This is a genomic window from Streptomyces sp. NBC_00075, from assembly GCF_045041225.1.
In the GTDB taxonomy this organism is placed as follows: Bacteria; Actinomycetota; Actinomycetes; order Streptomycetales; family Streptomycetaceae; genus Streptomyces; species Streptomyces adonidis.
The window spans coordinates 2,770,563-2,795,057 of the sequence record NZ_CP108243.1 but is presented as its reverse complement, the minus strand read 5'-3'; the positions used below and the strand labels follow the sequence as shown (position 1 = coordinate 2,795,057).

The following is a 24,495-nucleotide window of genomic DNA, read 5'->3' as shown; positions in this document are numbered from 1 at the left end:
CGGAGAGCGGTAACACCGCCGTCTGCCCGGTGATGAAACTGCTCTCCAGCCAGCCGCTCAGCGCCGCTCTGGAAGCCGCAAGACTGCCCATACCCGCACGGATGGGTTATCGGCACCCGCAGCGTCGAGAGCGGCCGGGTTCCAGAGCTTGGTCGATGCCGGCTGCCGCCTCAGCCGGTCGCCCGTGGAGGGCTTAGCTGATTCTCGCGGAGTGGAGGACGAACTCTCCGGACTCATCGCGGCCGCGAGGCGGAAGTCCGTAGTTGCGCAGGCAGGCGCAGGAGGAGATGTTTCGCGGGTCGACCAGGGCGTTCATGACGATACGTACGCCCTGCTCGTGACGTGAGACGGCGTCCTCGACGACCGCGTCCAGGACGGCGTGGGAGGCCCGCCTTCCGTCCGAGAGCTGTTTGCCCTGGCAGTCGAGGGCAACGGCGTAGACGACGATGGCGCGGTCGCGTACGCCCTGTGGGTCGTCAACATCGGTGAGGGCATGCACGGCCGCTCCGACGAGGGCAGGCCCGTCCTCGACCAGGAGCAGCCGCTGATCACGTGATGCCGGGTTGCGCAGACAGAAGGGCAGCGCCTTCTGGCGCAGATAGCCCTGGACCTCATGGGCCCAGGGCTGTTCGCAGTCACTCTTGCGCGGATGGTCGGTATCGGGGCAACAGGTGAACTGCTGCAGTGTCTGCCGGTCTGCTCTGGCCGCCGGGCGCCACCGGACGTCGCTCACCCCAGGACCCGCCTGGCCAGGGGCTCCTCGTGCTCCAGGGATGCCAGCAGGGTTGCTCTCGCCGCTTGCGGCTGGGGACGTCTCAGCGCCCTTGCCTCCAAGGGATCCAGCTCCTCATCGACGTCGTCCGCTTGTTCGACCTGCCTCGGGTCAAGGCCGGCCTGCAGGCGCAGCACGGCGTTGCCGTTGGGAAGCAGCTCACGGAAGAGGACAGCAGGATCCCCGACCGAGAGGTCTGCCGACCGGACCATCTGCCAGGGCACGTCGTAACGGCCCGTGCCGACGGAGGCGACAAAGCGCACCCACTGCCCTGTCCGAGCCTCAAGAATTCCCGGCACTGCGTCCTCGTCCGGAACGGGAGGAAGATGCTCACGGGCCTCGCTCACCGCCTCGCTGAAGAGCAGCAGGACGTGCCAGGCCTCACGTCTACGGGGCTCAGTGGGGCGCATGAGCTCCGCGATTTGCACGCTGTGCTCGACGAGCAGCTTCCGCAGGCTCTCTTCCAGGGTGCTGGCCGCCGAGCGATACTGTCCCGCCATGTCGGCCAGGCCGCGGCGTGAAAGCACGGCAGCGTCCAGGTTCAGCTCGCAAAACAGGGACAGCTTTCCGCTGAAACGGCCAGCACGTGCTTTGAGCAGGCCCTGGACGCCCTCGGAGACGATGTCATTGCGCCGCAGCGTACGCAGCCGCGCTTCTGTAGGCCGGTCCGTCGGCGTGTAGGCGCTGAGCACGTCATGCCACTCCACGAGTGGCCACGGACGGACAGCAGGGGTTTCGGTGCGCTCGACCATCACCACACACTCCCATCCGTTGAAACGACGCCTCCGTGTCTAAGATAGGCCAGCACGGCCGTCTGCGGCAATCGACCCACAGCCCCAGGCAGCACCAGACCGCCGACGGCGCCCTGATCTCCGTCGCAGTCTCCACCAGCGACGAGCTCCTACTCCTGCTGTTTCCGCAGCTGCGGCGCACCAAGTGCGCCGACCGAACCCAGCCTCTTCCGGCCGCCACCGCACCGTCGAGACCGTCCCCTGACGGGACGGCGTTGCCCCATGCCTCTGTTCCCCCAGGACGAGATCGACGCGGCGCAACGCGGTGAAGCCGACCGCGACGCCTCTCTTCGCACCATCACCGCCCAGGAGCTACGTTCCTGGCTCGCCTGCCAGGACGATGTGGCCGAGGCTTCTATCCCCCGACGAGGTCGCACTGCAGCTCGCGGACGGCGTCTCCTGATGTCCGTCACCGTCTCCACACTCGACGAACCTCCTGCTCCTCTTCTGCAGGGACGCGTTGATGCCCGTCGGGTGAGGTGATCAGCTCTGGTGGAGCTGTAGCCGATGGTTGAGGGTGGCGAGGTCCTGGTCTGTCAGCCCGTGTCGGGGGTCGATGCGGTGCAGGAGGACGGGTCCTGGGTGGTGGGCCTGCGTCCAGTGCTGGTCGCGGTGGGTGATCTCGTCGTCGATCCACGCGAAGGGGCGTCCACCCAGGCCAGGAGGGGGCCGGGTTTTTTTAGTGGAGTCCGTCCGCCGCTTTGTCGTCGGTGGGTTCGGGCCAGTTCACCATGGCGACGCGGGGGAGTGCCGTGAATAGTGCACAGGTGGTGACGCGGCGTTTTGCCTGGTCACAGGGGTGCCGTGTGTGAAGCATCACCATTCGTTTGCGCTCACCACCAGGAGCGGGCAAGACGATGCTCGCCGAGCGGCTGCCCGCCGTCCTGCCCCGGCTCACCCGGGAGGAGTCGCTGGAGGTCACCGCGGTCCACTCGGTCGCGGGCCTGCTGCCACCGGGCAAGCCCCTGATCGACGCGGCGCCCTACTGCGCCCCGCACCACTCCGCCACCATGCAGGCCCTCGTCGGCGGCGGACAGGGCGTCGCACGGCCCGGAGCGGTGTCGCTCGCTCATCGTGGCGTACTTTTTCTGGACGAAACCCCAGAATTCGGAAGCCAAGCGCTTGACGCCCTGCGCCAGCCCCTGGAAGCCGGGCATGTGGTGATCGCGCGGAGCGCGGGGGTCGTACGGTTCCCGGCCCGGTTTCTGATGATCCTGGCGGCGAATCCCTGCCCGTGCGGCCGCTTCTCGCAGCGGGACACCCTCTGCGAGTGCCCGCCCTCCGTCATCCGGCGCTACCAGGCCCGGCTCTCCGGCCCCCTGCTCGACCGGGTCGACCTGCGGGTCGAGGTGGACCGGGTCACGCGCTCCCAGCTCACCGAGTGCGGGGCGCGGGGCGAGTCCACGGCGACGGTCCGCGAACGGGTCCGGGCGGCCCGGGAGCGGGCGACGGCCCGGCTCGTGGGCACCCCGTGGCTGACCAACAGCGAGGTGCCGGGACGGGAGCTGCGCAGCCGCTGGCATGCCGTGCCCGGCGCGATGGAGGAGGCCGAGCGGAACCTGGAACGGGGCGTGCTCACCGCACGCGGCATCGACCGCGTCCTGCGGGTCGCCTGGACCGTCGCGGACCTCGTCGGCCACGACCGTCCCGACGCGCAGGACGTCGCCCTGGCGCTGCAACTGCGTACGGGTGTGCCGCGAGGGGTGCCGATGGCGATCGGGGCGTTGACGTGATGGGGGGTGTGGGCGGAGGCGCGGTCGGTGGTGAGTTGGGTGGCCGGCCGCGGCCGGCCCGGCTGGATGGGTGTCGTCCTGGCGGTGCAGTTGCGTACGGGGATGCCGAGAGGGGGGCCGATGGCGATCGGGGCGTTGAGGCGACGGGGGGTGTGGGCGGGGGCGCGGTCGGTGGTGAGCTGGGTGACCGGCCGCGATCGTCCCGACGCGATGGGTGCCGTCCTGGCGGTGCAGTCGGGCTGGGGGGTGCCGTGCAGGGTGTCGATGGGTGTCGGGGCGTTGATGTGACGAGGACGCGAGCGGGGGCGTGGGTAATCGCGGGTCGTGACTGTCCTGGTGCGATGGGCGTGCCGCTGCAACTGCGTATGGGGGCGTCCCGAGGGGTGTCCATGGCCGTCGGGGCGCCGACGTGACGGGGGATGCGGTCGGCGGCGAGGTGGCGAGTCCGTTGGGGGCGGAAGGGGTTGCCCGGGTCTTTCTCACGCGGGTCGTCGAGCCCGGCGACGAGGTTGCCGGGCGGTGGATCCGGGAGTTCGGGGCCGTGGAGGTCGCGCGGCGGCTGCGAGACGGTGGGCCCATGCTGACCGGGGTCACCGCGACCCGGTGGGCGGGGCTGTGCGCGCGGGCGGCGCAGGCCGAGCCCGAGCGGGATCTCGCCGTCGCGCGGGCGGCCGGGGTGCGGTTCGTGTGGCCCGGCGGGCCCGAGTGGCCGGCCCAGCTGGACGATCTCGGGGATGCGCGGCCGGTGGGGTTGTGGGTGCGTGGGCGGCCCAGTCTGCGGATGTGGGCGTTGAGGTCCGTCGCCGTTGTCGGGGCCCGGGCCTGTACCGAGTACGGGGCCCATATGGCGGCCACCCTTGCCGCCGGGCTCGCGGAGCGGGGGTGGGTGGTCGTGTCGGGCGGGGCGTACGGGGTCGACGGGGCAGCGCACCGGGGCGCGCTCGGTGCGGGCGGGGCCACCGTCGCCGTACTCGCCTGCGGGGTCGACCGGCCCTACCCGCGCGGGCACACCCAGTTGATCACCAGGATCGCCGAACAAGGGCTGGTGGTGGGTGAGTTGCCGCCCGGGGACCATCCGACGCCGAGCCGGTTCGTGCAGCGGAACCGGGTGATCGCGGCCCTCACCCGGGGGACCGTGGTCGTCGAGGCCGCGTACCGCAGCGGCTCGCTCGTCACCGCGCGGGCGGCGCAGCGGCTGGGGCGGTTCACGATAGGAGTGCCGGGACCCGCCACCAGCGGGCTCTCCGCGGGTGTGCACGAACTCCTGCGCGGGGACGCGATGCTGGTCACCGACGCCGCGGAAGTCGCCGAGCTGGTCGGGGACATGGGCGAGCTTGCGCCGGACCGGCGCGGGCCGGTGCTCCCGCGTGACCTGCTGGAGCCGGCGGCGGAACGCGTCCTGGCCGCGCTGCCCGCACGCGGGACGGCGACGGTGGACGACATCGCGCGGGGCGCGTCGACGGCCAGGGACGACGCGGTCGCCAGGCTGTACGAGCTCCGATCACTTGGTTACGTCGAACGACACGACGACGGCTGGAAGTTGACACGCGAGGCGATGATCTCCGTCCGGTCCGGGCGGGACCGGTGCTGACCGAGCGTGTTCGGCCGTCCGGGGGATGCCCGACGCCCTTGCCGTTTCCCGCAGTTGGTCCGCACCGATGGTCACACAGGGCAACGACCATGACCCTGGAGGGCGTCCAGCGGAACGTATCTGCGCACACCCCGTCCCCCCGACCTCGCACACTGCGACGCCCCAGTCACGCTACGCTCACGTGGATTCCGGCGCAGACCGGCAGTCGGACAGGCAATTCGACCAGACGGGTAATTCGACATCAGACCGCATCAGACCGACGGCCCGACCGGGCACTCATCCAGACACCACCGGTTCACGGCAGAACGGCACTAGGCGACGTATGCCCCAGCACACCTCCGGGTCAGACCGGGCGGCGGCCCCACCGGCCGCCCGCGACGGCGGTAGCGGGCGCCCGCCCGCTCCTTCGACGCTCGACGAGCTGTGGCGTTCGTACAAGACGACGGGCGACGAGCGGCTGCGCGAGCAGCTGATCCTGCACTACTCGCCGCTCGTGAAGTACGTCGCCGGCCGGGTGAGCGTCGGGCTGCCGCCCAATGTCGAACAGGCGGACTTCGTCTCCTCCGGGGTGTTCGGGCTGATCGACGCGATCGAGAAGTTCGACATCGAGCGGGAGATCAAGTTCGAGACGTACGCGATCACGCGTATCCGGGGCGCGATGATCGACGAACTACGGGCGCTGGACTGGATTCCGCGGTCCGTACGGCAGAAGGCGCGCAACGTGGAGCGGGCGTACACGACGCTGGAGGCGCGGCTGCGGCGGACGCCGTCGGAGGGCGAGGTGGCCGCCGAGATGGGTATCGCCGTCGACGAACTCCACGCCGTGTTCAGCCAGTTGTCGCTGGCCAACGTGGTCGCGCTGGAGGAGCTGCTGCACGCCGGGGGCGAGGGCGGCGACCGGCTGAGCCTCATGGACACCCTGGAGGACACCGCCGCCGACAACCCCGTCGAGGTGGCCGAGGGCCGGGAGCTGCGGCGGTTCCTGGCGCGGGCGATCAACACGCTGCCCGACCGGGAGAAGACCGTGGTGACGCTGTACTACTACGAGGGGCTCACCCTCGCGGAGATCGGCAACGTCCTGGGCGTGACCGAGAGCCGGGTCAGTCAGATCCACACCAAGTCGGTCCTGCAACTGCGCGCGAAACTGGCGAGCTTCGGGCGCTGACTCCCCTCCGGGGCCGTCCGTCCGTACAGTGGTTGACGTGCCAAGGATTCGAGCGGCCTCCGTGGCCGAGCACCGGTCGATGCAGCGAGCCGCCCTGCTGGACGCGGCGAGGTCCCTGCTGTCCGAGGGCGGGACGGAGGCGCTGACCTTCCCGGCCCTGGCCGAGCGGACGGGGCTCGCGCGGTCGTCCGTCTATGAGTACTTCCGGTCGCGGGCGGCGGTTGTCGAGGAGTTGTGCGAGGTCGACTTCCCGGTCTGGGCGGCCGAGGTCGAGGCGGCGATGGCTGCGGCGGAGGGGCCCGAGGGCAAGGTCGAGGCGTATGTGCGTCGGCAGCTCGCGCTGGTGGGGGATCGGCGGCATCGGGCTGTCGTGGCGATCTCGGCGAGTGAGCTGGATGCGGGGGCCCGGGAGAAGATCCGGGCCGCGCACGGGGGGCTTGTCGCGATGGTGGTCGAGGCGTTGCGGGACGTCGGGCATGCGGAGCCTCGGCTGGCCGCGATGTTGCTGCAAGGGGTTGTCGATGCTGCCGTGCGGCGGATCGAGTTCGGGGTTGCCGAGGATCCTGCGGTGATCACGGATGCGGCTGTGGGGATGGCTCTGCGGGGTGTGCGGGGCTGAGGTTGGGGTGGCTGGGGTCGGGGAGTCGCTTGCCCGCGCTTGCGGGGTGCCGCCTGCGCCCACCCGTGCCGCCCCTAGCGGCACGCATGCCCGCAGGCTGGGCGGCGGCGCATGCCCGCAGCTATGTCGGCAGCGGTACGCCCTGTACCGGTAGGAGGCGTGAGGGGCCCCTGCGTACCAGCCATGGGGGCAGGAGTGTGAGCGGGTCCAGGTAGGTGTTGCCCCGCAGCAGGCCCCAGTGCACGCACGTCGTCGTGCAGTGGCTGCCTCCCGTCTCCACCGTGCCCACCACCTCGCCCGCCCTCACCTCCGCTCCCTTCCTCACCGCCGCCGTCACCGGTTCGTACGTTGTTCGTAGGGGCGGAGTGCCTGTGCCCGTAAGTTCCACCGAGACGACTCCTCGGCCTGCCACCCGGCCCGCGAAGTGCACTCGGCCCGGGGCCACCGCCCGGACCGGGGCACCCGTCGTTGCCACCAGGTCCACGCCTCGGTGGCCCCTCGCGTAGGGCGTCGGGGGTGGTTCCCAGGCCCGTAGGACCAAGGGGCGGGTGCCCACCGGCCAGGTGCGGGCGATCGTGGGGGTGGGCGGGGGCTCCGGTGCGAGGGGGCCGGGATCTGCGGCTCCCTGTGCCGTCGACGTCGTCAGTGTCAGTAGTAGGCCCACGGTCCAGCACGCTCCTCGGTTCGCTCGCATGGGGGGAGAGTGGCGCGATTCGCGGTGGTTCGTTCGGGGCTGTGGAGTACTGACCGGTTGTGGACAACGGCGTCACCCGGGGCCTCGCGGGTCCCGTACACTTCCTTTGGCGATCCGGGTCACCGGGTCGACTTCGCACGCCCCGACATCAGGCCCCGTATGGAGTCGGTGTCAGCGCCTCTCGGTCCCTCGCGGCAAGGCGCAATCGGGCGTCAGGCGCGGGTGCCGGCCGGTACCCGCGGCACAACCGAGAAACACAAGGAGAACGGCCATGGCCGTCGTCACGATGCGGGAGCTGCTGGAAAGCGGCGTCCACTTCGGTCACCAGACCCGTCGTTGGAACCCGAAGATGAAGCGGTTCATCTTCACGGAGCGCAACGGCATCTACATCATCGACCTGCTCCAGTCGCTGTCGTACATCGACCGCGCCTACGAGTTCGTCAAGGAGACCGTCGCCCACGGCGGCACGGTCATGTTCGTCGGCACGAAGAAGCAGGCGCAGGAGGCGATCGCCGAGCAGGCGACCCGCGTCGGCATGCCCTACGTCAACCAGCGCTGGCTGGGCGGCATGCTCACCAACTTCTCGACCGTCTACAAGCGTCTGCAGCGCCTCAAGGAGCTCGAGCAGATCGACTTCGAGGACGTCGCCGCGTCCGGTCTGACCAAGAAGGAGCTTCTCGTGCTCTCGCGCGAGAAGGCCAAGCTGGAGAAGACCCTCGGTGGTATCCGCGAGATGCAGAAGGTGCCCAGCGCCGTCTGGATCGTGGACACCAAGAAGGAGCACATCGCCGTTGGTGAGGCCCGGAAGCTCAACATTCCGGTCGTCGCGATCCTCGACACCAACTGCGACCCCGACGAGGTCGACTACAAGATCCCGGGCAACGACGACGCGATCCGCTCCGTCACCCTGCTCACCCGCGTGATCGCCGACGCTGTCGCCGAGGGCCTCATCTCCCGTTCCGGCGTCAACACCGGTGACAAGGGCGAGAAGGCCGTCGCCGAGCCCCTCGCCGAGTGGGAGCGCGACCTCCTCGAGGGCGAGAAGAAGGCTGACGACGCCGAGGCGCCCGCCGCCGAGGCCGCTGCCGCTGAGGCCCCCGCCGAGGCTCCGGTCGAGGCCGCTGCCGAGGCCGAGGTCGCCGCTGAGGCCCCCGTCGAGGCTCCCGTCGCCGAGGCTCCGGCCGCGGACGCCGAGCAGGCCTGACCCTCACCCCTTCGGGTTGTTGACGGCGGGGGCACCTCCATCGGGCCCCCGCCTTCGATCCGTAGATCTTTCAGACTTCGAGAGAGACTCCGAGAATCATGGCGAACTACACCGCCGCCGACGTCAAGAAGCTCCGTGAGCTCACCGGCGCCGGCATGATGGACTGCAAGAAGGCGCTGGACGAGGCCGAGGGCGATGTCGACAAGGCCGTAGAGGCCCTGCGCATCAAGGGCCAGAAGGGCGTCGCCAAGCGCGAGGGCCGGTCCGCCGAGAACGGCGCCGTCGTCTCCCTGATCGCCGACGACAACACCTCCGGTGTCCTCGTCGAGCTGAAGTGCGAGACGGACTTCGTCGCCAAGGGCGAGAAGTTCCAGGCTGCCGCCAACGCGCTCGCCGAGCACGTCGCCAAGACGTCCCCGGCCGACCTGGAGGCGCTGCTCGCCTCCGAGATCGAGCCCGGCAAGACGGTTCAGGCGTACGTCGACGAGGCCAACGCCAACCTGGGCGAGAAGATCGTCCTGGACCGCTTCGCGCAGTACGCGGACGGTTTCGTACTGGCGTACATGCACCGCACGATGCCCGACCTGCCCCCGCAGATCGGTGTCCTCGTCGAGCTGGACAAGCCCAACGCCGACGTCGCCAAGGGTATCGCCCAGCACATCGCCGCCTTCGCGCCGAAGTACCTCTCCAAGGAGGACGTGCCGGCCGAGGTCGTCGAGACCGAGCGCCGTGTCGCCGAGGAGACCACCCGCGCCGAGGGCAAGCCCGAGGCCGCTCTGCCGAAGATCGTCGAGGGTCGCCTCAACGGCTTCTTCAAGGACGCCACGCTGCTCGGCCAGCCGTACGCCCTGGACAACAAGAAGTCCGTCCAGAAGGTCCTGGACGAGGCCGGTGTCACCCTGAAGCGCTTCACGCGCATCAAGGTCGGCATCTGAGTCCGTACCGCGATCGACGCGCGGCCCACGTAGGCATGCCTATAGGGTCGACGGCAGTCACGCGCGTACGCCGTCACGCACGCGCGCGTGGCGGACGACAGCAGATCTGACGAGGAGGCCATTGCCGAGCATGGGATGCGATCGACACCCCACCGGCAGTGGCCTTCTTCGTATGTGTGACACGTGAAGAGGCGAGATTCTCCATGACCACCAAGGCCCAGAAGAGCGAAGACGGCAAGGTACGCGGCCGGTTCATGCTGAAGCTGTCCGGAGAGGCCTTCTCCGGTGGCGGGGGCCTGGGCGTCGACCCTGACGTGGTGCACAAGATTGCCCGCGAGATCGCGGCCGTCGTGCGCGACGGCTCGCAGATCGCCGTCGTCATCGGCGGCGGCAACTTCTTTCGCGGCGCGGAACTCCAGCAGCGCGGCATGGACCGCGCGCGTTCGGACTACATGGGCATGCTCGGCACCGTCATGAACTGCCTCGCCCTCCAGGACTTCCTGGAGAAGGAGGGCATCGACTCGCGGGTGCAGACCGCCATCACCATGGGACAGGTCGCCGAGCCGTACATCCCGCTGCGCGCCGTACGGCACCTGGAGAAGGGCCGTGTGGTCATCTTCGGTGCGGGTATGGGCATGCCGTACTTCTCCACCGACACGACCGCCGCACAGCGCGCCCTGGAGATCGACGCCGAGGCGCTGCTGATGGGCAAGAACGGCGTGGACGGGGTCTACGACTCCGACCCGAAGACCAACCCCGAGGCCGTCAAGTTCGACTCGCTCGGCTACGGCGAGGTCATCACCCGGGACCTCAAGGTCGCCGACATGACCGCGATCACGCTGTGCCGCGACAACAAGCTCCCGATCCTCGTCTTCGAGCTTCTGACCGAGGGCAATATCGCGCGGGCCGTCAAGGGTGAGAAGATCGGCACTCTCGTCGGTGAACACGCCAGCCGGGACTGACCGGGTATCAGCCCTGCCCGGGGACGGACCCTGAGCGGGGGATGGACAATGGCCTGCCGGTCGGGAACCGTGCAGGAAGAAGACGCGACGCAGCCGGCCGCCGACCTGACAGAGCACAGCGAACCGCAGCCGGGCCTACTCAAGACACGCAGGAGCAAGTGGTGATCGAAGAGACCCTCCTCGAGGCCGAGGAGAAGATGGAGAAGGCCGTCGTGGTCGCCAAGGAGGACTTCGCCGCGATCCGCACCGGTCGTGCGCACCCGGCGATGTTCAACAAGATCGTGGCCGACTACTACGGCGCGCTGACGCCGATCAACCAGCTGGCCTCGTTCTCCGTGCCCGAACCGCGCATGGCCGTGGTGACCCCGTTCGACAAGAGCGCGCTGCGCAACATCGAGCAGGCGATCCGCGACTCCGACCTCGGCGTCAACCCGAGCAACGACGGAAACATCATCCGCGTGGTGTTCCCCGAACTCACCCAGGAGCGACGCAAGGACTACATCAAGGTCGCCCGGACCAAGGCCGAGGACTCCAAGATCTCGATCCGGTCCATCCGCCGCAAGGCCAAGGACGCCATCGACAAGTTCGTCAAGGACGGCGAGGTCGGCGAGGACGAGGGCCGCCGCGCGGAGAAGGAACTCGACGACACCACCGCGAAGTACGTCGCACAGGTGGACGAGCTTCTCAAGCACAAGGAAGCGGAGCTTCTCGAAGTCTGATGAACGACTCTTCCTGGGGGGCGCCGCCACACGCCGGGTACTGGGGGCCGTCCGACGGGGGGCCTGTCCAGGGGGCTGCCCCGGCGGGTCCCGCGTACGATGCGCACCACGCGCAGCAGACTCGCCCCATGCCCATCGTGCCCGACGTACCCGCACATGGCGGGGACCAGGATGACGACCGGGGGGCCGCTCGGCCGGGCGGCCCCTTGTTCCGCGACGAGACGCCACAGGCGCAGCCCCACGGGACGGTGCCGCAGAAGCCGGATTCCATGCCCACGCCCGACGACGCCGCCCAGCCCGCCCCCGCCCCGCAGAAGAAGAGCGCGGGCCGGGACCTGGGCGCGGCCATAGGGGTCGCCATCGGGCTCGGTGCGGTGATCCTCGCGTCGCTGTTCGTCGTCAAGGCCGTCTTCGTCGGCGTGATAGTCGTCGCCGTCGTGGTGGGCCTGTGGGAGCTGACGTCCCGGCTCCAGGAGCGCAAGGGCATCAAGGCACCCCTGGTGCCGCTCGCGCTCGGCGGGGCCGCGATGGTCGTCTCCGGATACGTCCGGGGTGCCGAGGGCGCGTGGGTCGCGATGGCGCTCACCGCGCTCGCGGTCCTGGTCTGGCGTATGACGGAACCACCGGAGGGCTACCTCAAGGACGTCACGGCGGGCGTCTTCGCGGCCTTCTACGTCCCGTTCCTGGCCACGTTCGTCGCGATGATGCTCACCGCCGACGACGGTGCGCAGCGTGTCATGACGTTCCTGGTGCTGACCGTGGTCAGCGACACCGGCGCGTACGCGATCGGCTGGCGCTTCGGCAAGCACAAGCTCGCCCCGCGCATCAGCCCCGGCAAGACCCGCGAGGGCATGCTGGGAGCGGTCGTCTTCGCGATGGTGGCGGGCGCGCTGCTGATGGAACTGGCGATCGACGAGGGCACCTGGTGGCAGGGCCTGCTGCTGGGCCTCGCGGTCGCGGTCAGCGCCACGCTCGGCGACCTCGGCGAGTCCATGATCAAGCGGGACCTGGGCATCAAGGACATGGGCACGCTGCTGCCGGGCCACGGCGGGATCATGGACCGGCTGGACTCGTTGCTGCCCACGGCACCCGTGGTGTGGCTGCTGTTCGTCGCCTTCGTGGGTTGAGGGCGGTCGGAATGTTCCAGTACGGTCCGGGTTTCCTGTGAAACACCTGAGTCGGTCTGAAACCACCCCTTTCGAACCTAAGATCGACTTCAGTGTGGTCGATGTGTCCGGAAGGGGTGGCGTGCATGTGGGGGCGTAGTCGTGCCAGACGCGAGCGGCAGGCCGAGGGGCTGGCCGCTGTCACCGGTCCCGTCGAGGCGGCCGACGCTGCTCATCAGGCGCTGCTGGAGCTGAGCCGGGAGATGCGCGGCGAGCTGGCGCGGCTCGAAGCGCTGCTCGACCGTGGCGACGGCGTGCCCTCGGACACGATCCGGGAGCAGACGCTCGGCGCGGTGACCGTCTTCGCCGACCTGGACGGCGTGTCCCGGCAGTACCAGGAGATCCGTACGGCAACCGTCGAGGCGGCCGAGCACGGCGTCGAGGTGGCCGCTCCCTGGCTGGCGGCGCTCGGGGAGCACACCGGGTCGATGACCGAGCTGGGGGAGACGTTCTCCGGGGTCGGCGAGTCCCTGGCCTACCTCCGCGAACGCACCGAGCGGCTGCGCGCCGACCTGGTCCCGCTGCGGGAGGGGGCCCACGAGGCCCTGCGTGCCGCCCAGGACGAGCTGGCCGCCGCCGAGGGCGCCGACGGCTGGCACACCTGGCAGACGGCCCTCACCGCCCTGGCCACCCGACTGACCGAACTGGACGGCGGCCACGTCGTACCGACGGCCCGCCGCAAGGTCAGCGACCACTACCGCGAGCTGGAGCGAGAGGTGGCGGAGCTGCGGGGGGCGATGGCGGCGGCGCCTCGGTGAGGGCGTCCCAGCTCTGCTGAGCCGGCCTTTTGCGCATGCTTCGGGGGTTGTCCACAGGGCGGCGAGGGGCTGTCCGGATGTCTGCGACACTGGTATGGCCATGCCTAAGCCCGGAGAACTCACATTCGTCGCCCCGCGCGGAGCCCAGAAGCCGCCGCGGCATCTTGCCGATCTCACGCCCGCAGAGCGTAAAGAGGCCGTTGCCGCGATCGGTGAGAAGCCGTTTCGTGCCAAGCAGCTCTCGCAGCACTACTTCGCGCGCCTCGCGCACGACCCGACCGAGTGGACGGACATCCCGGCCGCCTCGCGCACCAAGCTCCAGGAGGCGCTGCTTCCCGAGCTGATGACGGTCGTGCGGCATCTGTCGACCGACCAGGAGACCACCCGCAAGACCTTGTGGCGGATGGTCGACGGGACGCTCGTCGAGTCGGTGCTCATGCGGTACCCGGACCGGGTGACCATGTGCATCAGCTCGCAGGCGGGGTGCGGGATGAACTGCCCGTTCTGCGCGACCGGTCAGGCGGGTCTCGACCGGAATCTGTCCACCGCCGAGATCGTGCACCAGATCGTGGACGGGATGCGTGCGCTGCGGGACGGGGAGATTCCCGGTGGTCCCGCGCGGCTCTCCAACATCGTCTTCATGGGCATGGGTGAGCCCCTCGCCAACTACAAGCGGGTCGTCGGTGCCATCCGTGCGCTGACCGACCCCGAGCCGGACGGGCTCGGGCTGTCGCAGCGGGGGATCACCGTCTCGACCGTCGGGCTGGTGCCGGCCATCAACCGGTTCTCCGACGAGGGCTTCAAGTGCCGGCTCGCGATCTCCCTGCACGCCCCCGACGACGAGCTGCGCGACACCCTCGTACCCGTCAACACACGGTGGAAGGTGCGGGAAGTCCTCGACGCCGGGTGGGAGTACGCGGCCAAGTCGGGGCGCCGGCTGTCCATCGAGTACGCGCTGATCCGGGACATCAACGACCAGGCCTGGCGCGGTGACCGCCTCGGGCGGCTGCTCCGGGGCAAGCCCGTGCATGTCAACCTGATCCCGCTGAACCCGACTCCGGGGTCCAAGTGGACCGCCTCGCGGCCCGAGGACGAGAAGGCGTTCGTCGAGGCGATCGCCGCCCACGGCGTGCCCGTGACCGTTCGGGACACCCGGGGGCAGGAGATCGACGGGGCATGTGGCCAGCTCGCGGCCACCGAGCGGTAGTCTTACGTCGTACCTACATATCTTCATATTCCGACAGGGGAGCGCCACAGCGCTGAGAGTGCGGGACAGACCGCAGACCCTCTGAACCTCGCCCAGGTCATTCTGGGTAGGAAGTTCGGTCATCACTCAAGCTGTTGCGCCCTGCCCGGGAACCCTCCATGAGGTCCCGGGCAGGGCCGCGTCTCTTCCTGGTCATCCCAGGAGGAAGAGTTCAGTGCATTCCGTGAGCATCACCGAGCAGGTCACGGCCGTGGTCGTCGGGCTGGGGCTCGTCACGCTGGCCGCGTGCGGGTCCGAGGACGGCGGCAGCGGGTCGGCGACGGAGTCCAAGACCGTCACCCTCGTCAGCCATGACTCGTGGGCCGTGTCGAAGGACGTTCTCGCCGCCTTCGAGAAGCAGTCCGGGTACACCGTCAAGGTCCTCAAGGACGGCGACGCCGGGCAGGCCGTCAACAAGGCGATCCTGACCAAGGACAACCCGCAGGGCGATGTCTTCTTCGGCGTCGACAACACCCTGCTCTCCCGCGCGCTCGACAACGGGCTCTTCCAGTCGTACGAGGTGAAGGACGCCGACGCGATCCTGCCCGCGTACCGGGCCGACGAGGACAAGCACCGGGTCACGCCGATCGACACCGGGGACATCTGCGTCAACTACGACAAGGCCTGGTTCAGCGAGCACAAGCTGACCCCGCCCGAGACGTTCGACGATCTGATCAAGCCCGCCTACAAGGACCTCCTCGTCACCGAGAACGCCTCCACCTCCTCGCCGGGTCTCGGCTTCCTGCTCGGCAGCGCCGCCAAGTACGGCGACGACGGCTGGACCGGCTACTGGAAGAAGCTCCAGGCCAACGGCGTCAAGGTCGTCGACGGGTGGGAGCAGGCCTACAACGAGGAGTTCTCCGGGTCGGCCGGCGGCAAGAAGGCCAAGGGCGACCGGCCGCTCGTCGTCTCGTACGCCTCCTCGCCGCCCGCCGAGGTGATCTTCGCCGACCCGAAGCCGGCCACCGCCCCCACCGGGGTCGCGACCGGCACCTGCTTCCGGCAGGTCGAGTACGCCGGGCTGCTGAGCAACGCCAAGAACGCCACCGGCGGCAAGGCGCTGCTGGACTTCCTGGTCGGCAAGACCTTCCAGGAGGACATGCCGCTCAACATGTTCGTGTACCCGGTGCGGGAGGGCGCTCAGGTGCCCGCCGAGTTCACCGAGTACGGGCCGCAGGCCAAGGACCCGGAGACGATGGCCCCCGCGAAGATCGCCGAACACCGTGACCAGTGGGTCAAGTCGTGGACATCGCTCGTACTGAAGTAGCCCCGGATGCGGGTCCCGAGGCGGGTCCGGCGGTCGGGCGCGGGAAGGGTGTCGCTCTGCGCGGCGCCCTGCTCGTGCTGCCCGTCGTCTTCTTCGCGCTCTTCTTCGCCTATCCCGTCGCCGCCATCGTCGCGCGCGGTCTGCACGTCGACGGGGTCTGGCGGTTCGGGCAGATCGGGGAGGTGCTGGGGGACTCCGGTATCCGGCGTGTGCTTTGGTTCACCGCCTGGCAGGCGCTCGCGTCCACCGTGCTCACGCTGCTGATCGCGCTCCCCGGCGCGTATGTCTTCGCGCGTTTCGATTTCAGGGGCAAGCAGATTCTGCGGGCCGTGGTGACCGTGCCGTTCGTGCTGCCGACCGTTGTCGTCGGTACGGCGTTCCTGGCGCTGGTCGGGCGCGGCGGACTGCTCGACGAGCTGTGGGGCGTACGGCTGGACACGACCGTGTGGGCGATCCTGCTCGCGCACGTCTTCTTCAACTACGCCGTCGTGGTCCGGACCGTCGGCGGGCTCTGGGCGCAGCTCGACCCCGGGCAGGAGGAGGCCGCGCGGGTGCTCGGTGCCTCGCGGTTCGCGGCCTGGCGGCAGGTCACCCTGCCCGCCCTCGCGCCCGCCGTCGCGGCCGCCGCGCTCATGGTCTTCCTCTTCACCTTCACCTCCTTCGGGGTGGTGCAGATCCTCGGCGGACCGACCTTCGCCACCCTCGAAGTGGAGATCTACCGGCAGACCTCCGAGATCTTCGACCTCGGTACGGCCGCTGTCCTGACGATCGTCCAGTTCGTGGCCGTGGGCGCGATCCTCGCCGTGCACGCCGGAACGGTACGGCGGCGGGAGAGCGCGCTTCGGCTCGTGGCGCCGGAGACCACCTCGCGTCCGCCGCGTGGGCGGGGGCAGTGGGCGTTGCTGGGTGGGGTGCTGGTGAGTATCGCCCTGCTGCTCGTGCTGCCGCTCGGTGTTCTCGTACAGCGGTCGTTCGATACGCCTGGCGGGCCGGGGCTCGGCTACTACAGGGCGCTCACCAGTGACGACTCCGGGATCTTCCTCGTCGCGCCGATCGCCGCCATCGTGAACTCGCTCCAGTACGCCCTCGCCGCCACCGGCATCGCCGTCGTGGTGGGGTCGCTGGCCGCCGTGGCGCTCACCCGGCGCGATGCCGGGCGGCTCGTACGGGGATTCGACGCGCTGTTGATGCTGCCGCTCGGGGTGTCGGCGGTGACCGTCGGGTTCGGGTTCCTCATTGCGCTCGACGAGCCGCCGCTGGATCTGCGGAGCAGCTGGATCCTCGTACCGCTCGCGCAGGCGCTGGTCGGGGTGCCGTTCGTGGTGCGGACCATGCTGCCGGTGCTGCGGGCCGTGGACGGGCGGCTCAGGGAGGCGGCGGCCGTGCTCGGGGCCTCGCCCTGGCGGGTCTGGCGCGAGGTCGATCTGCCGATCGTGCGGCGGGCGCTGCTGGTCGCGGCGGGGTTCGCGTTCGCCGTGTCGCTGGGCGAGTTCGGGGCGACCGTGTTCATCGCGCGGCCCGACAATCCGACCCTGCCGGTCGCCGTGGCCCGGCTGCTGGGTCGCCCGGGTGACCTCAACTACGGCCAGGCGATGGCCCTTTCGACGATCTTGATGGTGGTGTGCGCGGTGGCCCTGTTGGTGCTGGAGCGGCTGCGGACCGACCGGACGGGGGAGTTCTGACCATGACCATGCTCAGTCTCGAAGGGGCGTCCGTACGGTTCGGCGCGCGGGCCGTGTTGGACGGGGTCGGCCTCGATGTCGCCGAGCACGAGATCGTGTGTGTGCTCGGGCCGAGCGGGAGCGGGAAGTCGACGCTGCTGCGGGCGGTTGCCGGGCTTCAGCCGTTGGACGCGGGGCGGGTGTTGCTGGACGGGCGGGATCTTGCCGGGGTGCCCGCGCACAAGCGGGGGGTCGGGCTGATGTTCCAGGATCATCAGCTGTTCCCGCAGCGGGACGTCGGTGGCAACGTCGGGTTCGGGTTGCGTATGCATCAGGTGTCGAAGGAACAACAGGGCGTACGTGTGCGGGAGTTGCTGGAGCTGGTGGGGTTGCCGGGGGCCGCGGGGCGGGCCGTTGCCGCCTTGTCCGGTGGGGAGCAGCAGCGGGTCGCTCTTGCTCGGGCGCTTGCGCCTCGGCCTCGGTTGCTGATGCTCGACGAGCCGCTGGGGCAGCTGGATCGGTCGCTGCGGGAGCGGCTTGTCGTCGAACTCCGGGAGCTTTTTGGGCGGTTGGGGACCACCGTGCTCGCGGTCACCCATGATCAGGGGGAGGCCTTTGCTCTTGCCGACCGGGTGGTGGTGATGCGGGAGGGGCGGATCGCTCAGTCCGGTACGCCGCTCGAGGTGTGGCAGCGGCCTGTCGACGAGTTCGTGGCGCGGTTTCTTGGCTTCGACAATGTTGTCGAGGCGACCGTGAGTGGGCAGGTCGCGGATACGGCGTGGGGGAAGGTGCCGGTGCCTGAGGGCAGTTTGCAGGGGGCGCGGATGGTGCTTGTGCGGCCTGGGGGTGTGCGGTTGGTGGCTGCTGACGAGGGGCTGCGTTGTGTTGTGGCTGCGCGGAGCTTTCGGGGGACGCATGTTGCTGTGCGGCTTCGGCCTGAGGGTGTGTCCGGGGATGTGCCTTGGGTGGAGGCTGCGTGTGCGTTGCGGGAGGCGCCGGAGCAGGGGGATGTGGTGGGGGTGGTCTTTGAGGGGGCGGAGACTGTTGTGCTCGGGTGAGCTTGGGGGCCTTTCTCGCCCCCGCCGCCCCTACCCGTCCCATCCCGTTCCTGGGGGCTGCGCCCCCAGACCCCCCTTTGTCGCGCTGAACGCGCTCGTCCTCAAACGCCGGACGGGCTGAGTGGGTGGTGGCCGTCCCTGGGATGCCGCAGGCATCGGGCGGGCGGAAAATACCCGGCCCGGAGTGAAGGTGCGGCATTAGGGTTCGCGGCATGACGACTCTCGCACATGCCCGCTATTGCGATGAAATCACCCATCAGGTTGGACAGTTGAGAGCTGTCGTGACCTCCGGTGTCGATCTGGCCGCGACCGTGCCGACCTGTCCCGACTGGTCGTTCGAGCAGTTGGTGCGGCACACCGGTGGTGCCCTGCGGTGGGTGGACACGCTGGTGCGTACTCGGGCCGACGAGAACGTCGATGAGGAGCGGGTGCCTTTGGGGGGTGGGCCTGAGGTTCGGGGGGGATGTCGGTGCGCTGGACGCCTGGCTCGCCGAGACCGGGGAGTTGGTTGTCGGGGCGTTGCGTGAGGCCGGGCCGGACACCAAGGTGTGGGCCTGGGCCGGGATCCACAACTCGGGGTTCTGGGCGCGGCGGATGGCCCACGAGATCACCGTTCACCGCGCGGACGCGACCCTCGCCGCCGGGCTGCCGTACGAGGTCGCCGCCGACATCGCCGCCGACGCGATCGACGAGTGGCTGCAGATCGTCGAGTTCGTGCAGCGGACCGATCCGCACGACGCGGCGCGGGAGTTGCGGGGGGTCGGGCGCAGTATTCATCTCCATGCCACGGACACCGCCCCGGAGTTGAACGCCGAGTGGCTCGTCGAGCTCACCGAAGGTGGTGTCGTGTGGCGTCGCGGTCATGAGAAGGCCACGGTCGCTCTGCGCGGGCCCCTCACCGATGTCCTGCTCGCCTTCTATCGGCGACTTCCGCTGGACAGCCCGGAGTTGGAGGTTCTCGGGGAGCGGGAGCTGCTGGACTTCTGGCTGGAGAGGGCCACCTTCGGCTGACAGTGGAGTGGCCCGCCTCCCTCACGAGGGGCGGGCCACAACGTACGTACAACCGGATACCACTTGTGGAACGTCAGCGGTTGCTGGACGCCCCACGACGGCGCATGCCGAAGAAGACTGCGCCGCCGCCGACGGCGACCAGGGCAGCCGCGATACCGGCGATCACGCCGGTGTTCGAGCTGGCGCCGGTCTCGGCGAGGTTGGAGCTGCCGCCCGCGGGCGTCGGAACGCTGCTCGCGGGGGCACCCGGGGTGCTCTCGTCGGCCGACGGGGTCGGGGTGGCCGACTCCTCGGGCTCCGAGGCCGACGGGGTCGGCGTCGCGGGCTCGGACGGCTCCGGGGTCTCCGACGCCGGCGGGGTCGGAGTCGGGGTCGGCTCCGTCTTGCAGGCCTCGTCCGGGGTGGTCACGTCACCCTTGATGTACTCGTCGACCTGGTTGCCGGCCTTGACGTGGACGCGGTACGTCGTGTTCGGCGCCCAGTCCTCCGAGAAGTCGACGGTGACACCCTCGCGGGTGCCCACGACGTCCTCGGTGCCGATGACCTTGTCGCCCAGGTACACGGTGACGGTGGCCGGGGTGCCCGACGGGTCCTTGTCGGTGACGCTGATGACACCGTTTTCGCCGTCGCACTTGGCGACGGCGGAGAACTCACTGATGTTGCAGGCGAACGCGTTGCCGGCGACACCCAGCGCGAGCGCGGCCGAGGCGGAGGCGACACCGAGAAAACGCACGGAACGTGCGGTACGGCGAGATATGGACACGATTGCCCTTCACGGGATGCGCAACTGAGGGGGGTGGAGGGAGTGAAGAGACCTCATCACCTCATCACCCCCAGGAGTCTCACAGGTTTATAAGCGCGGGATAAGGGCTGTCAATCCGTATGCGGGCTACAGCGATTGGTTTTGCCTACCCGTTAACCAGCGAGACGTTTCAAGGCCTCAGGAGCCTCCTCGATCCGGTCGACCAGGGCGATCCGGTCCTCCATCGCCCGCTCCCGCGCGAGTGCCTGGAGCAGCGGCCAGGCGGGCAGCCGCTCGGTCCAGTGCGCGCGGTTCACGAGCACCATGGGTGTGGGCTCGCCGCGCGACTCGTAGTAGTTCGGGGTCGCGTTGTCGAAGATCTCCTGTACGGTCCCGGCGGCGCCCGGCAGGAAGACGACCCCCGCGTTCGAGCGGGCCAACAGGCCGTCCTCGCGGGTGGCGTTGGCGAAGTACTTGGCGATGTGCGAGGCGAAGGCGTTCGGCGGCTCGTGCCCGTAGAACCAGGTCGGGATGCCGACCGAGTTGCCGCCCCTGGGCCAGTGCGAGCGGACCTCGAACGCGGCGCGCGCCCAGTCGGTGATCGAGGGGGTGAACGAGGGCGCTGCGGCGAGGAGTTCGCACGCCTCGTCGAGCATGGTGTCCTCGAAGGGCGCCGCGTACGCGCCCAGGTTCGCCGCCTCCATCGCGCCCGGGCCGCCGCCCGTGGCCACCGTGAACCCGGCGCGGGTCAGCTCGCGCCCCAGGCGCGCGGCACCGGCGTACGCCTCGGTCCCGCGTGCCATCGCGTGCCCGCCCATCACCCCCACGACCTGTGTTCCGCGCAGGAGTTCGTCGATGGCGTCGGTGACGGAGTCGTCGTGGACGGAGCGCAGCATCGAGGCGAGTATGTCGCCGTCGGCCTTGGTGCGCTGGAACCAGGCGTACGCGAGGGCGTCGGGGGTGCGTTCGTAGCCGCTGTCGAGCCCGGCGAACAGCTCGTCCGGCGTGTAGAGATGGCCGCGGTACGGGTCGAAGGGCAGCTCCGGGGCGGGTGGGAAGACCAGGGCGCCGCTCGCGCGGACCTTCGCCGCCGCGTCCTGGCGCATCCGGCAGCCGAGGAAGACGGCGCCCGCGGTGTCGCTGGTCAGCAGTTCCTTCGTACGGTCCGTCAGATCGACTGCCTGGACGCGGAATCCGGCGAGGGTGCCGCGCGCCGAGACCACGGCGTCGAACTCCTCCAGCGTCTCGATCTCACGGTCGTCGTGGTGGGCCGCATGGGCGGGGCTCGTCTGCACCCGCCCATGTAAGCACGGTCCGTGTACGCGCTCGGACTAGCCCTGGACGGCCGCCGGGTCCATCCACACGACCTCCCAGGTGTGGCCGTCGAGGTCGTCGAACGAGCGGCCGTACATGAAGCCGAGGTCCTGCGTCTGGCCGGCTGGGGAACCGCCCGCAGCGAGCGCCTTGTCGACCAGCTCGTCGACCTTCTCGCGGCTCTCGGCGCTCAGGGCGACCAGCACCTCGCTGGTCTTCGTCGCGTCCGCGATCTCCTTCTGGGTGAAGGTCGCGTAGAACGCCTTGGTGAGCAGCATCGCGACGATGGTGTCGCTGATCACGATGGACGCGGCGTTGTCGTCGCTGAACTGCGGGTTGATCGTGTAGCCGAGTTCCGTGAAGAACTTCTTCGAGGCGCCGAGGTCGTTCACGGGCAGGTTCACGAAGATCATCTGCTGGTAGGTCGGCGAGGTCATCGGAGTCTCTCCCATTCGTGATGTGTGCTGTTCGGAGGGGTAGACCCGGGGGTCGGGCGGAACTCATCGGTGGGTGCGGGATTTTTTTCGCGGGGTTCGGTGGGGGTTCAGGTGGTTGGTTCAGGTGGTCAGCGGGAGCGCCGCCAGTTCCGCGACCAGGAAGGTCAGCGGGGCGAACAGGGCGAGGAGGGCACCTGCGCGCAGGGCCGCGGCGGTGCGCAGGGTCGTCGCCGGTGCGCCCAGGCGGAGCAGGGCCGCGGTGGTGTCCGCGCGGGCGGCTCTGGCCTCGGCGGCGGCCGTGAGGAGCGTGGCGACCGTGCAGCCGGCCACGACCAGGGCGCCGAGGGCGGTGAGGGGGCCGAGGGACGGGTCGTCGGCGGCGTACAGGGTGGCCATGGCGTACGCGCCCGAGGCCACCGCGCACACGACGCCCAGGGGGCGGCCGATGCGGGTCGACTCGGCCATGAGGACGCGGCCGGCGAGGAGGCGGAGGGCACCGGGGCGGACTGCTTGCAGCAGGCGCCCGCAGAGGTGGGTGAGGCCTGGGCCGGCCAGGGCGAGGCCCAGGGCGGTGAGGGTCCAGCCGGCGAGCACGGCTGCGGGGCTGCCGGTGGCTCCGCCGGGGATGGTGAGGCCGGGGGTGTGGGTGTCGCGGCTGGCGTAGGCCTCTACGGCGAGGCCTGCCGCCAGCACCGCGATGCCCCAGGGGAGGTCTCGGGGGGTGGGGTTGGGGGCGGGGAGGGGGTGCGGGTCGGTGGGGGTGAGGTCTTGTTCCTGGGCCGGGGATTCAAGGGTGCCCGGGGTGGGGGCTGGGGGGTTGGCCGCACTGCCCGGCGCTTGCGGGGTGCCGCCTCTCGGTGGGACGGGTGCCGCCCCAGCGGCACTGCTGCCCGCAGCTTGTGTGCTTGCGCCCGCGGCTTGGGTGGGTGTGCCTGCGGCTTGTGTGCGTGCCGCGGCTTGTGCGCTTGCGCCCGCAGCTTGGGCGTGTGCCACGGCTTGGGTGGGTGTGCCTGTGGCTTGGGCGCGTGCCGCAGCTCGTGCGCTTGCGCCCGTGGCTTGGGCGCGTGCCGCAGGGTGTGTGCGTGTGCCCGCGGCTTGGGCGCCTGTGCGGTGGCGTGTGTCCCGTGGGCGCAGTGACAGTGCGACCGAGATCGATGCCGCCGCAGGGACCAGGGTCAGCAGGGTCAGGGCTGCTGGGAGGGGGAGGGGGTGGTCGGCGGCCAGGAAGTCCGAGGCGTCGCCGTCGAAGGGCATGCCCGTCAGGTCGCCTCGCAGGTGGAGGAAGAACAGGAGGGCCACCATCGAACCCAGGGTGCAGGACAGGGCCGTTGTCGCGGCCGAGACGGCCATCAGGCGGGCCGGGCCCAGGCCGATCGCCGACAGGCCCGGGCGCGGTCTCGTGCCGGGGTCCGTGCGGGCCACCGTCACCGCGAAGTGGACCGTGGCCGCGATGGGGGCCACGCACCAGGCCAGCCGCAGGGCCGAGCCGCCGGCCGAGTCCTGGTGGGCGAGGGCGTGGCCCAGGGTGCCGAGGAGGAGGAAACCCGTGGCCGCCGACGCCGTCGCCACCAGCAGACGGCGGAGCTGGACGGCCGACTGGGAGCCGCGGGCTAGACGGAGAGCGAGCACGCCGCCCGGCCTTCCGTGTCGGTCCCGGCCCCGGCACCGGTCTCGCTGCCGGTTCCGTTCCCGGCTCCGGCCCTGGCCCCGGTCTCGCCCCCGGACTCAGTCCCGTTCCCGTTCTCGCTGCCGTCGACCGGCGGCAGATGCACGGTGTTCACGCGCCGTCCGTCGAGCAGCGAGACCGTGCGGTCCGCCAGCGCCGCCGTGTTCGCGTCATGGGTCGCCAGGATCACCGTGATGCCGTGTGAGCGGGCCGCTGTCGTCAGGGTTCGCAGAACGTGCGCGCGGTCCGCTTGGTACAGGGGCGCCGTCGGTTCGTCCGCGAAGAGGACCGTGGGGGCCGGGGCCAGTGCGCGGGCGATCGAGACCCGCTGGCGTTCGGACTGGCGCAGTTCGTGCGGGCGTTTGCGGGCTCGGTCGCCGATGTCCAGGCGTTCCAGCCACTCCAGGGCCGCCGTCTTGGCGCGTTGGCGGCTGGTGCCGCGCAGCATGAGGGGCAGGGCCGCGTTCTCCCAGACGTTCAGTTCCGGTACGAGGACGGGGGCCGGGTCGATCCAGCCGAACCGGTCGCGGCGCAGCCGTTCGCGGGCGAACGGGCCCATCGTGTGCACGGGCACGCTGTTGAACCAGACCTCGCCCCGCTGCGGCCGTACCAGGCCCGAGAGGCAGCGCAGCAGGGTCGTCTTGCCGCTGCCGCGCGGGCCGCTGACGGCGAGGATCTCGCCCTCCCGGACGCCGAGCGAGACACCGCTCAGCGCCGGCGAGCCGTCGTTGTGCTGGAAGTGCAGGGCGCGTGCCCAGAGCACGTCGTTGTCCGGCGGGGCCACCATCGCGTACACCTCGGTTCAGATCAGAAATGCCGTGCGGATCGCGGGTGGAATCCGCGAAATCCCCCGTGCGGGGGAACGAAGGCAGGGCCGATCGGTTACAGGCACGCTAGGTTTTCGGCGGCGCGAGGCCGGACAGCACACGGCCCGGGTACGCCCGTTCTCACTCGTACGGGTGTACCCGGGCCGTATGAACAGCT

The 24,495-nt window shown here is 70.1% G+C and carries 22 protein-coding genes, 2 pseudogenes and 1 riboswitch; of the genes and pseudogenes, 16 read left to right on the top strand and 8 right to left on the bottom strand.

Going from position 1 to position 24,495, the window contains the following annotated elements; all coding sequences use genetic code 11:
* Window positions 1-193: 193 nt before the first annotated feature.
* On the bottom strand, window positions 194-733 hold the full coding sequence (locus OG787_RS11775) for a hypothetical protein (protein ID WP_405535118.1): 540 nt from the start codon (window positions 731-733) through the stop codon (window positions 194-196).
* On the bottom strand, window positions 730-1,524 hold the full coding sequence (locus OG787_RS11770; protein ID WP_405535117.1) for a hypothetical protein: 795 nt from the start codon (window positions 1,522-1,524) through the stop codon (window positions 730-732). Before OG787_RS11770 ends, OG787_RS11775 begins: the two co-directional genes overlap by 4 nt.
* 866 nt (window positions 1,525-2,390) lie before the next feature.
* Between OG787_RS11770 and OG787_RS11765 the strand changes: the two are divergent.
* The 5 genes and pseudogenes from OG787_RS11765 to OG787_RS11745 all read left to right on the top strand — a co-directional run.
* A pseudogene (locus tag OG787_RS11765) lies at window positions 2,391-3,296 on the top strand (ATP-binding protein); the annotation flags it as partial.
* Window positions 3,297-3,335: 39 nt separating this feature from the next.
* The gene (locus OG787_RS11760) at window positions 3,336-3,584 is read left to right on the top strand and encodes a hypothetical protein (protein ID WP_405535116.1); all 249 of its coding nucleotides are present in this window, start codon (window positions 3,336-3,338) and stop codon (window positions 3,582-3,584) included.
* Window positions 3,585-3,705: 121 nt separating this feature from the next.
* Entirely contained in the window at window positions 3,706-4,887 is a 1,182-nt protein-coding gene (gene dprA, locus OG787_RS11755; protein ID WP_405535115.1) for a DNA-processing protein DprA, read from the top strand.
* Between the two features lie 322 nt (window positions 4,888-5,209).
* Window positions 5,210-6,052 (top strand): RNA polymerase sigma factor WhiG, encoded by an 843-nt coding sequence (gene whiG / locus OG787_RS11750; RefSeq protein WP_369033223.1) that lies wholly within the window; start codon window positions 5,210-5,212, stop codon window positions 6,050-6,052.
* A gap of 61 nt (window positions 6,053-6,113) precedes the next feature.
* Complete coding sequence (locus OG787_RS11745) at window positions 6,114-6,671, top strand: TetR/AcrR family transcriptional regulator (RefSeq protein WP_369033266.1); 558 nt, start codon at window positions 6,114-6,116, stop codon at window positions 6,669-6,671.
* A 121-nt stretch (window positions 6,672-6,792) separates the two neighbouring features.
* Here the strand turns inward: OG787_RS11745 and OG787_RS11740 are convergent, their stop codons facing one another.
* On the bottom strand, window positions 6,793-7,365 hold the full coding sequence (locus OG787_RS11740; RefSeq protein ID WP_405535114.1) for a M23 family metallopeptidase: 573 nt from the start codon (window positions 7,363-7,365) through the stop codon (window positions 6,793-6,795).
* Window positions 7,366-7,636: 271 nt separating this feature from the next.
* Here OG787_RS11740 and rpsB point away from each other — a divergent pair, with 271 nt between their 5' ends.
* The 11 genes and pseudogenes from rpsB (at window position 7,637) to OG787_RS11685 (ending at window position 19,352) form a co-directional block, all read left to right on the top strand.
* Entirely contained in the window at window positions 7,637-8,569 is a 933-nt protein-coding gene (gene rpsB / locus OG787_RS11735) for a 30S ribosomal protein S2 (protein ID WP_369033221.1), read from the top strand.
* Window positions 8,570-8,667: 98 nt separating this feature from the next.
* The gene (gene tsf / locus OG787_RS11730) at window positions 8,668-9,504 is read left to right on the top strand and encodes a translation elongation factor Ts (RefSeq protein WP_369033220.1); all 837 of its coding nucleotides are present in this window, start codon (window positions 8,668-8,670) and stop codon (window positions 9,502-9,504) included.
* A gap of 203 nt (window positions 9,505-9,707) precedes the next feature.
* Window positions 9,708-10,466 (top strand): UMP kinase, encoded by a 759-nt coding sequence (pyrH, locus tag OG787_RS11725; protein ID WP_369033219.1) that lies wholly within the window; start codon window positions 9,708-9,710, stop codon window positions 10,464-10,466.
* A 161-nt stretch (window positions 10,467-10,627) separates the two neighbouring features.
* Window positions 10,628-11,185, top strand: coding sequence for a ribosome recycling factor (gene frr, locus OG787_RS11720; protein ID WP_053739750.1), 558 nt, complete (start codon window positions 10,628-10,630; stop codon window positions 11,183-11,185).
* Window positions 11,185-12,312 (top strand): phosphatidate cytidylyltransferase, encoded by a 1,128-nt coding sequence (locus OG787_RS11715; RefSeq protein WP_369033218.1) that lies wholly within the window; start codon window positions 11,185-11,187, stop codon window positions 12,310-12,312. Before frr ends, OG787_RS11715 begins: the two co-directional genes overlap by 1 nt.
* Before the next feature lie 125 nt (window positions 12,313-12,437).
* Window positions 12,438-13,109, top strand: a complete 672-nt coding sequence (locus OG787_RS11710) for a hypothetical protein (RefSeq protein WP_369033217.1) — start codon at window positions 12,438-12,440, stop codon at window positions 13,107-13,109.
* A 100-nt stretch (window positions 13,110-13,209) separates the two neighbouring features.
* The gene (gene rlmN / locus OG787_RS11705) at window positions 13,210-14,316 is read left to right on the top strand and encodes a 23S rRNA (adenine(2503)-C(2))-methyltransferase RlmN (protein ID WP_369033216.1); all 1,107 of its coding nucleotides are present in this window, start codon (window positions 13,210-13,212) and stop codon (window positions 14,314-14,316) included.
* A 25-nt stretch (window positions 14,317-14,341) separates the two neighbouring features.
* A riboswitch (TPP riboswitch) is annotated at window positions 14,342-14,447 on the top strand.
* Between the two features lie 92 nt (window positions 14,448-14,539).
* Complete coding sequence (locus OG787_RS11700) at window positions 14,540-15,622, top strand: thiamine ABC transporter substrate binding subunit (protein ID WP_405535113.1); 1,083 nt, start codon at window positions 14,540-14,542, stop codon at window positions 15,620-15,622.
* Window positions 15,598-17,304, top strand: coding sequence for an ABC transporter permease (locus OG787_RS11695; protein WP_405535112.1), 1,707 nt, complete (start codon window positions 15,598-15,600; stop codon window positions 17,302-17,304). The genes OG787_RS11700 and OG787_RS11695 overlap by 25 nt, the downstream gene beginning before the upstream one ends.
* Before the next feature lie 2 nt (window positions 17,305-17,306).
* Window positions 17,307-18,341 carry an ABC transporter ATP-binding protein gene (locus OG787_RS11690; protein WP_369033214.1) on the top strand — a complete coding sequence of 345 codons (1,035 nt, stop codon included), beginning with the start codon at window positions 17,307-17,309 and terminating at the stop codon, window positions 18,339-18,341.
* Window positions 18,342-18,553: 212 nt separating this feature from the next.
* Window positions 18,554-19,352 (top strand): annotated as a pseudogene (locus OG787_RS11685) (maleylpyruvate isomerase family mycothiol-dependent enzyme).
* A 73-nt stretch (window positions 19,353-19,425) separates the two neighbouring features.
* Here the strand turns inward: OG787_RS11685 and OG787_RS11680 are convergent.
* The 5 genes from OG787_RS11680 to OG787_RS11660 form a co-directional block, all read right to left on the bottom strand.
* Window positions 19,426-20,115: an LAETG motif-containing sortase-dependent surface protein gene (locus OG787_RS11680; protein ID WP_369033213.1), complete on the bottom strand. Its 690-nt coding sequence runs from the start codon at window positions 20,113-20,115 to the stop codon at window positions 19,426-19,428.
* Between the two features lie 152 nt (window positions 20,116-20,267).
* Window positions 20,268-21,389: an LOG family protein gene (locus OG787_RS11675; RefSeq protein WP_405535111.1), complete on the bottom strand. Its 1,122-nt coding sequence runs from the start codon at window positions 21,387-21,389 to the stop codon at window positions 20,268-20,270.
* A 36-nt stretch (window positions 21,390-21,425) separates the two neighbouring features.
* On the bottom strand, window positions 21,426-21,845 hold the full coding sequence (locus tag OG787_RS11670) for a VOC family protein (RefSeq protein WP_369033211.1): 420 nt from the start codon (window positions 21,843-21,845) through the stop codon (window positions 21,426-21,428).
* Between the two features lie 120 nt (window positions 21,846-21,965).
* Window positions 21,966-23,474, bottom strand: a complete 1,509-nt coding sequence (locus tag OG787_RS11665) for a hypothetical protein (protein WP_405535110.1) — start codon at window positions 23,472-23,474, stop codon at window positions 21,966-21,968.
* Entirely contained in the window at window positions 23,456-24,298 is an 843-nt protein-coding gene (locus tag OG787_RS11660; RefSeq protein WP_369033209.1) for an ABC transporter ATP-binding protein, read from the bottom strand. Before OG787_RS11660 ends, OG787_RS11665 begins: the two co-directional genes overlap by 19 nt.
* Window positions 24,299-24,495: the final 197 nt, after the last annotated feature.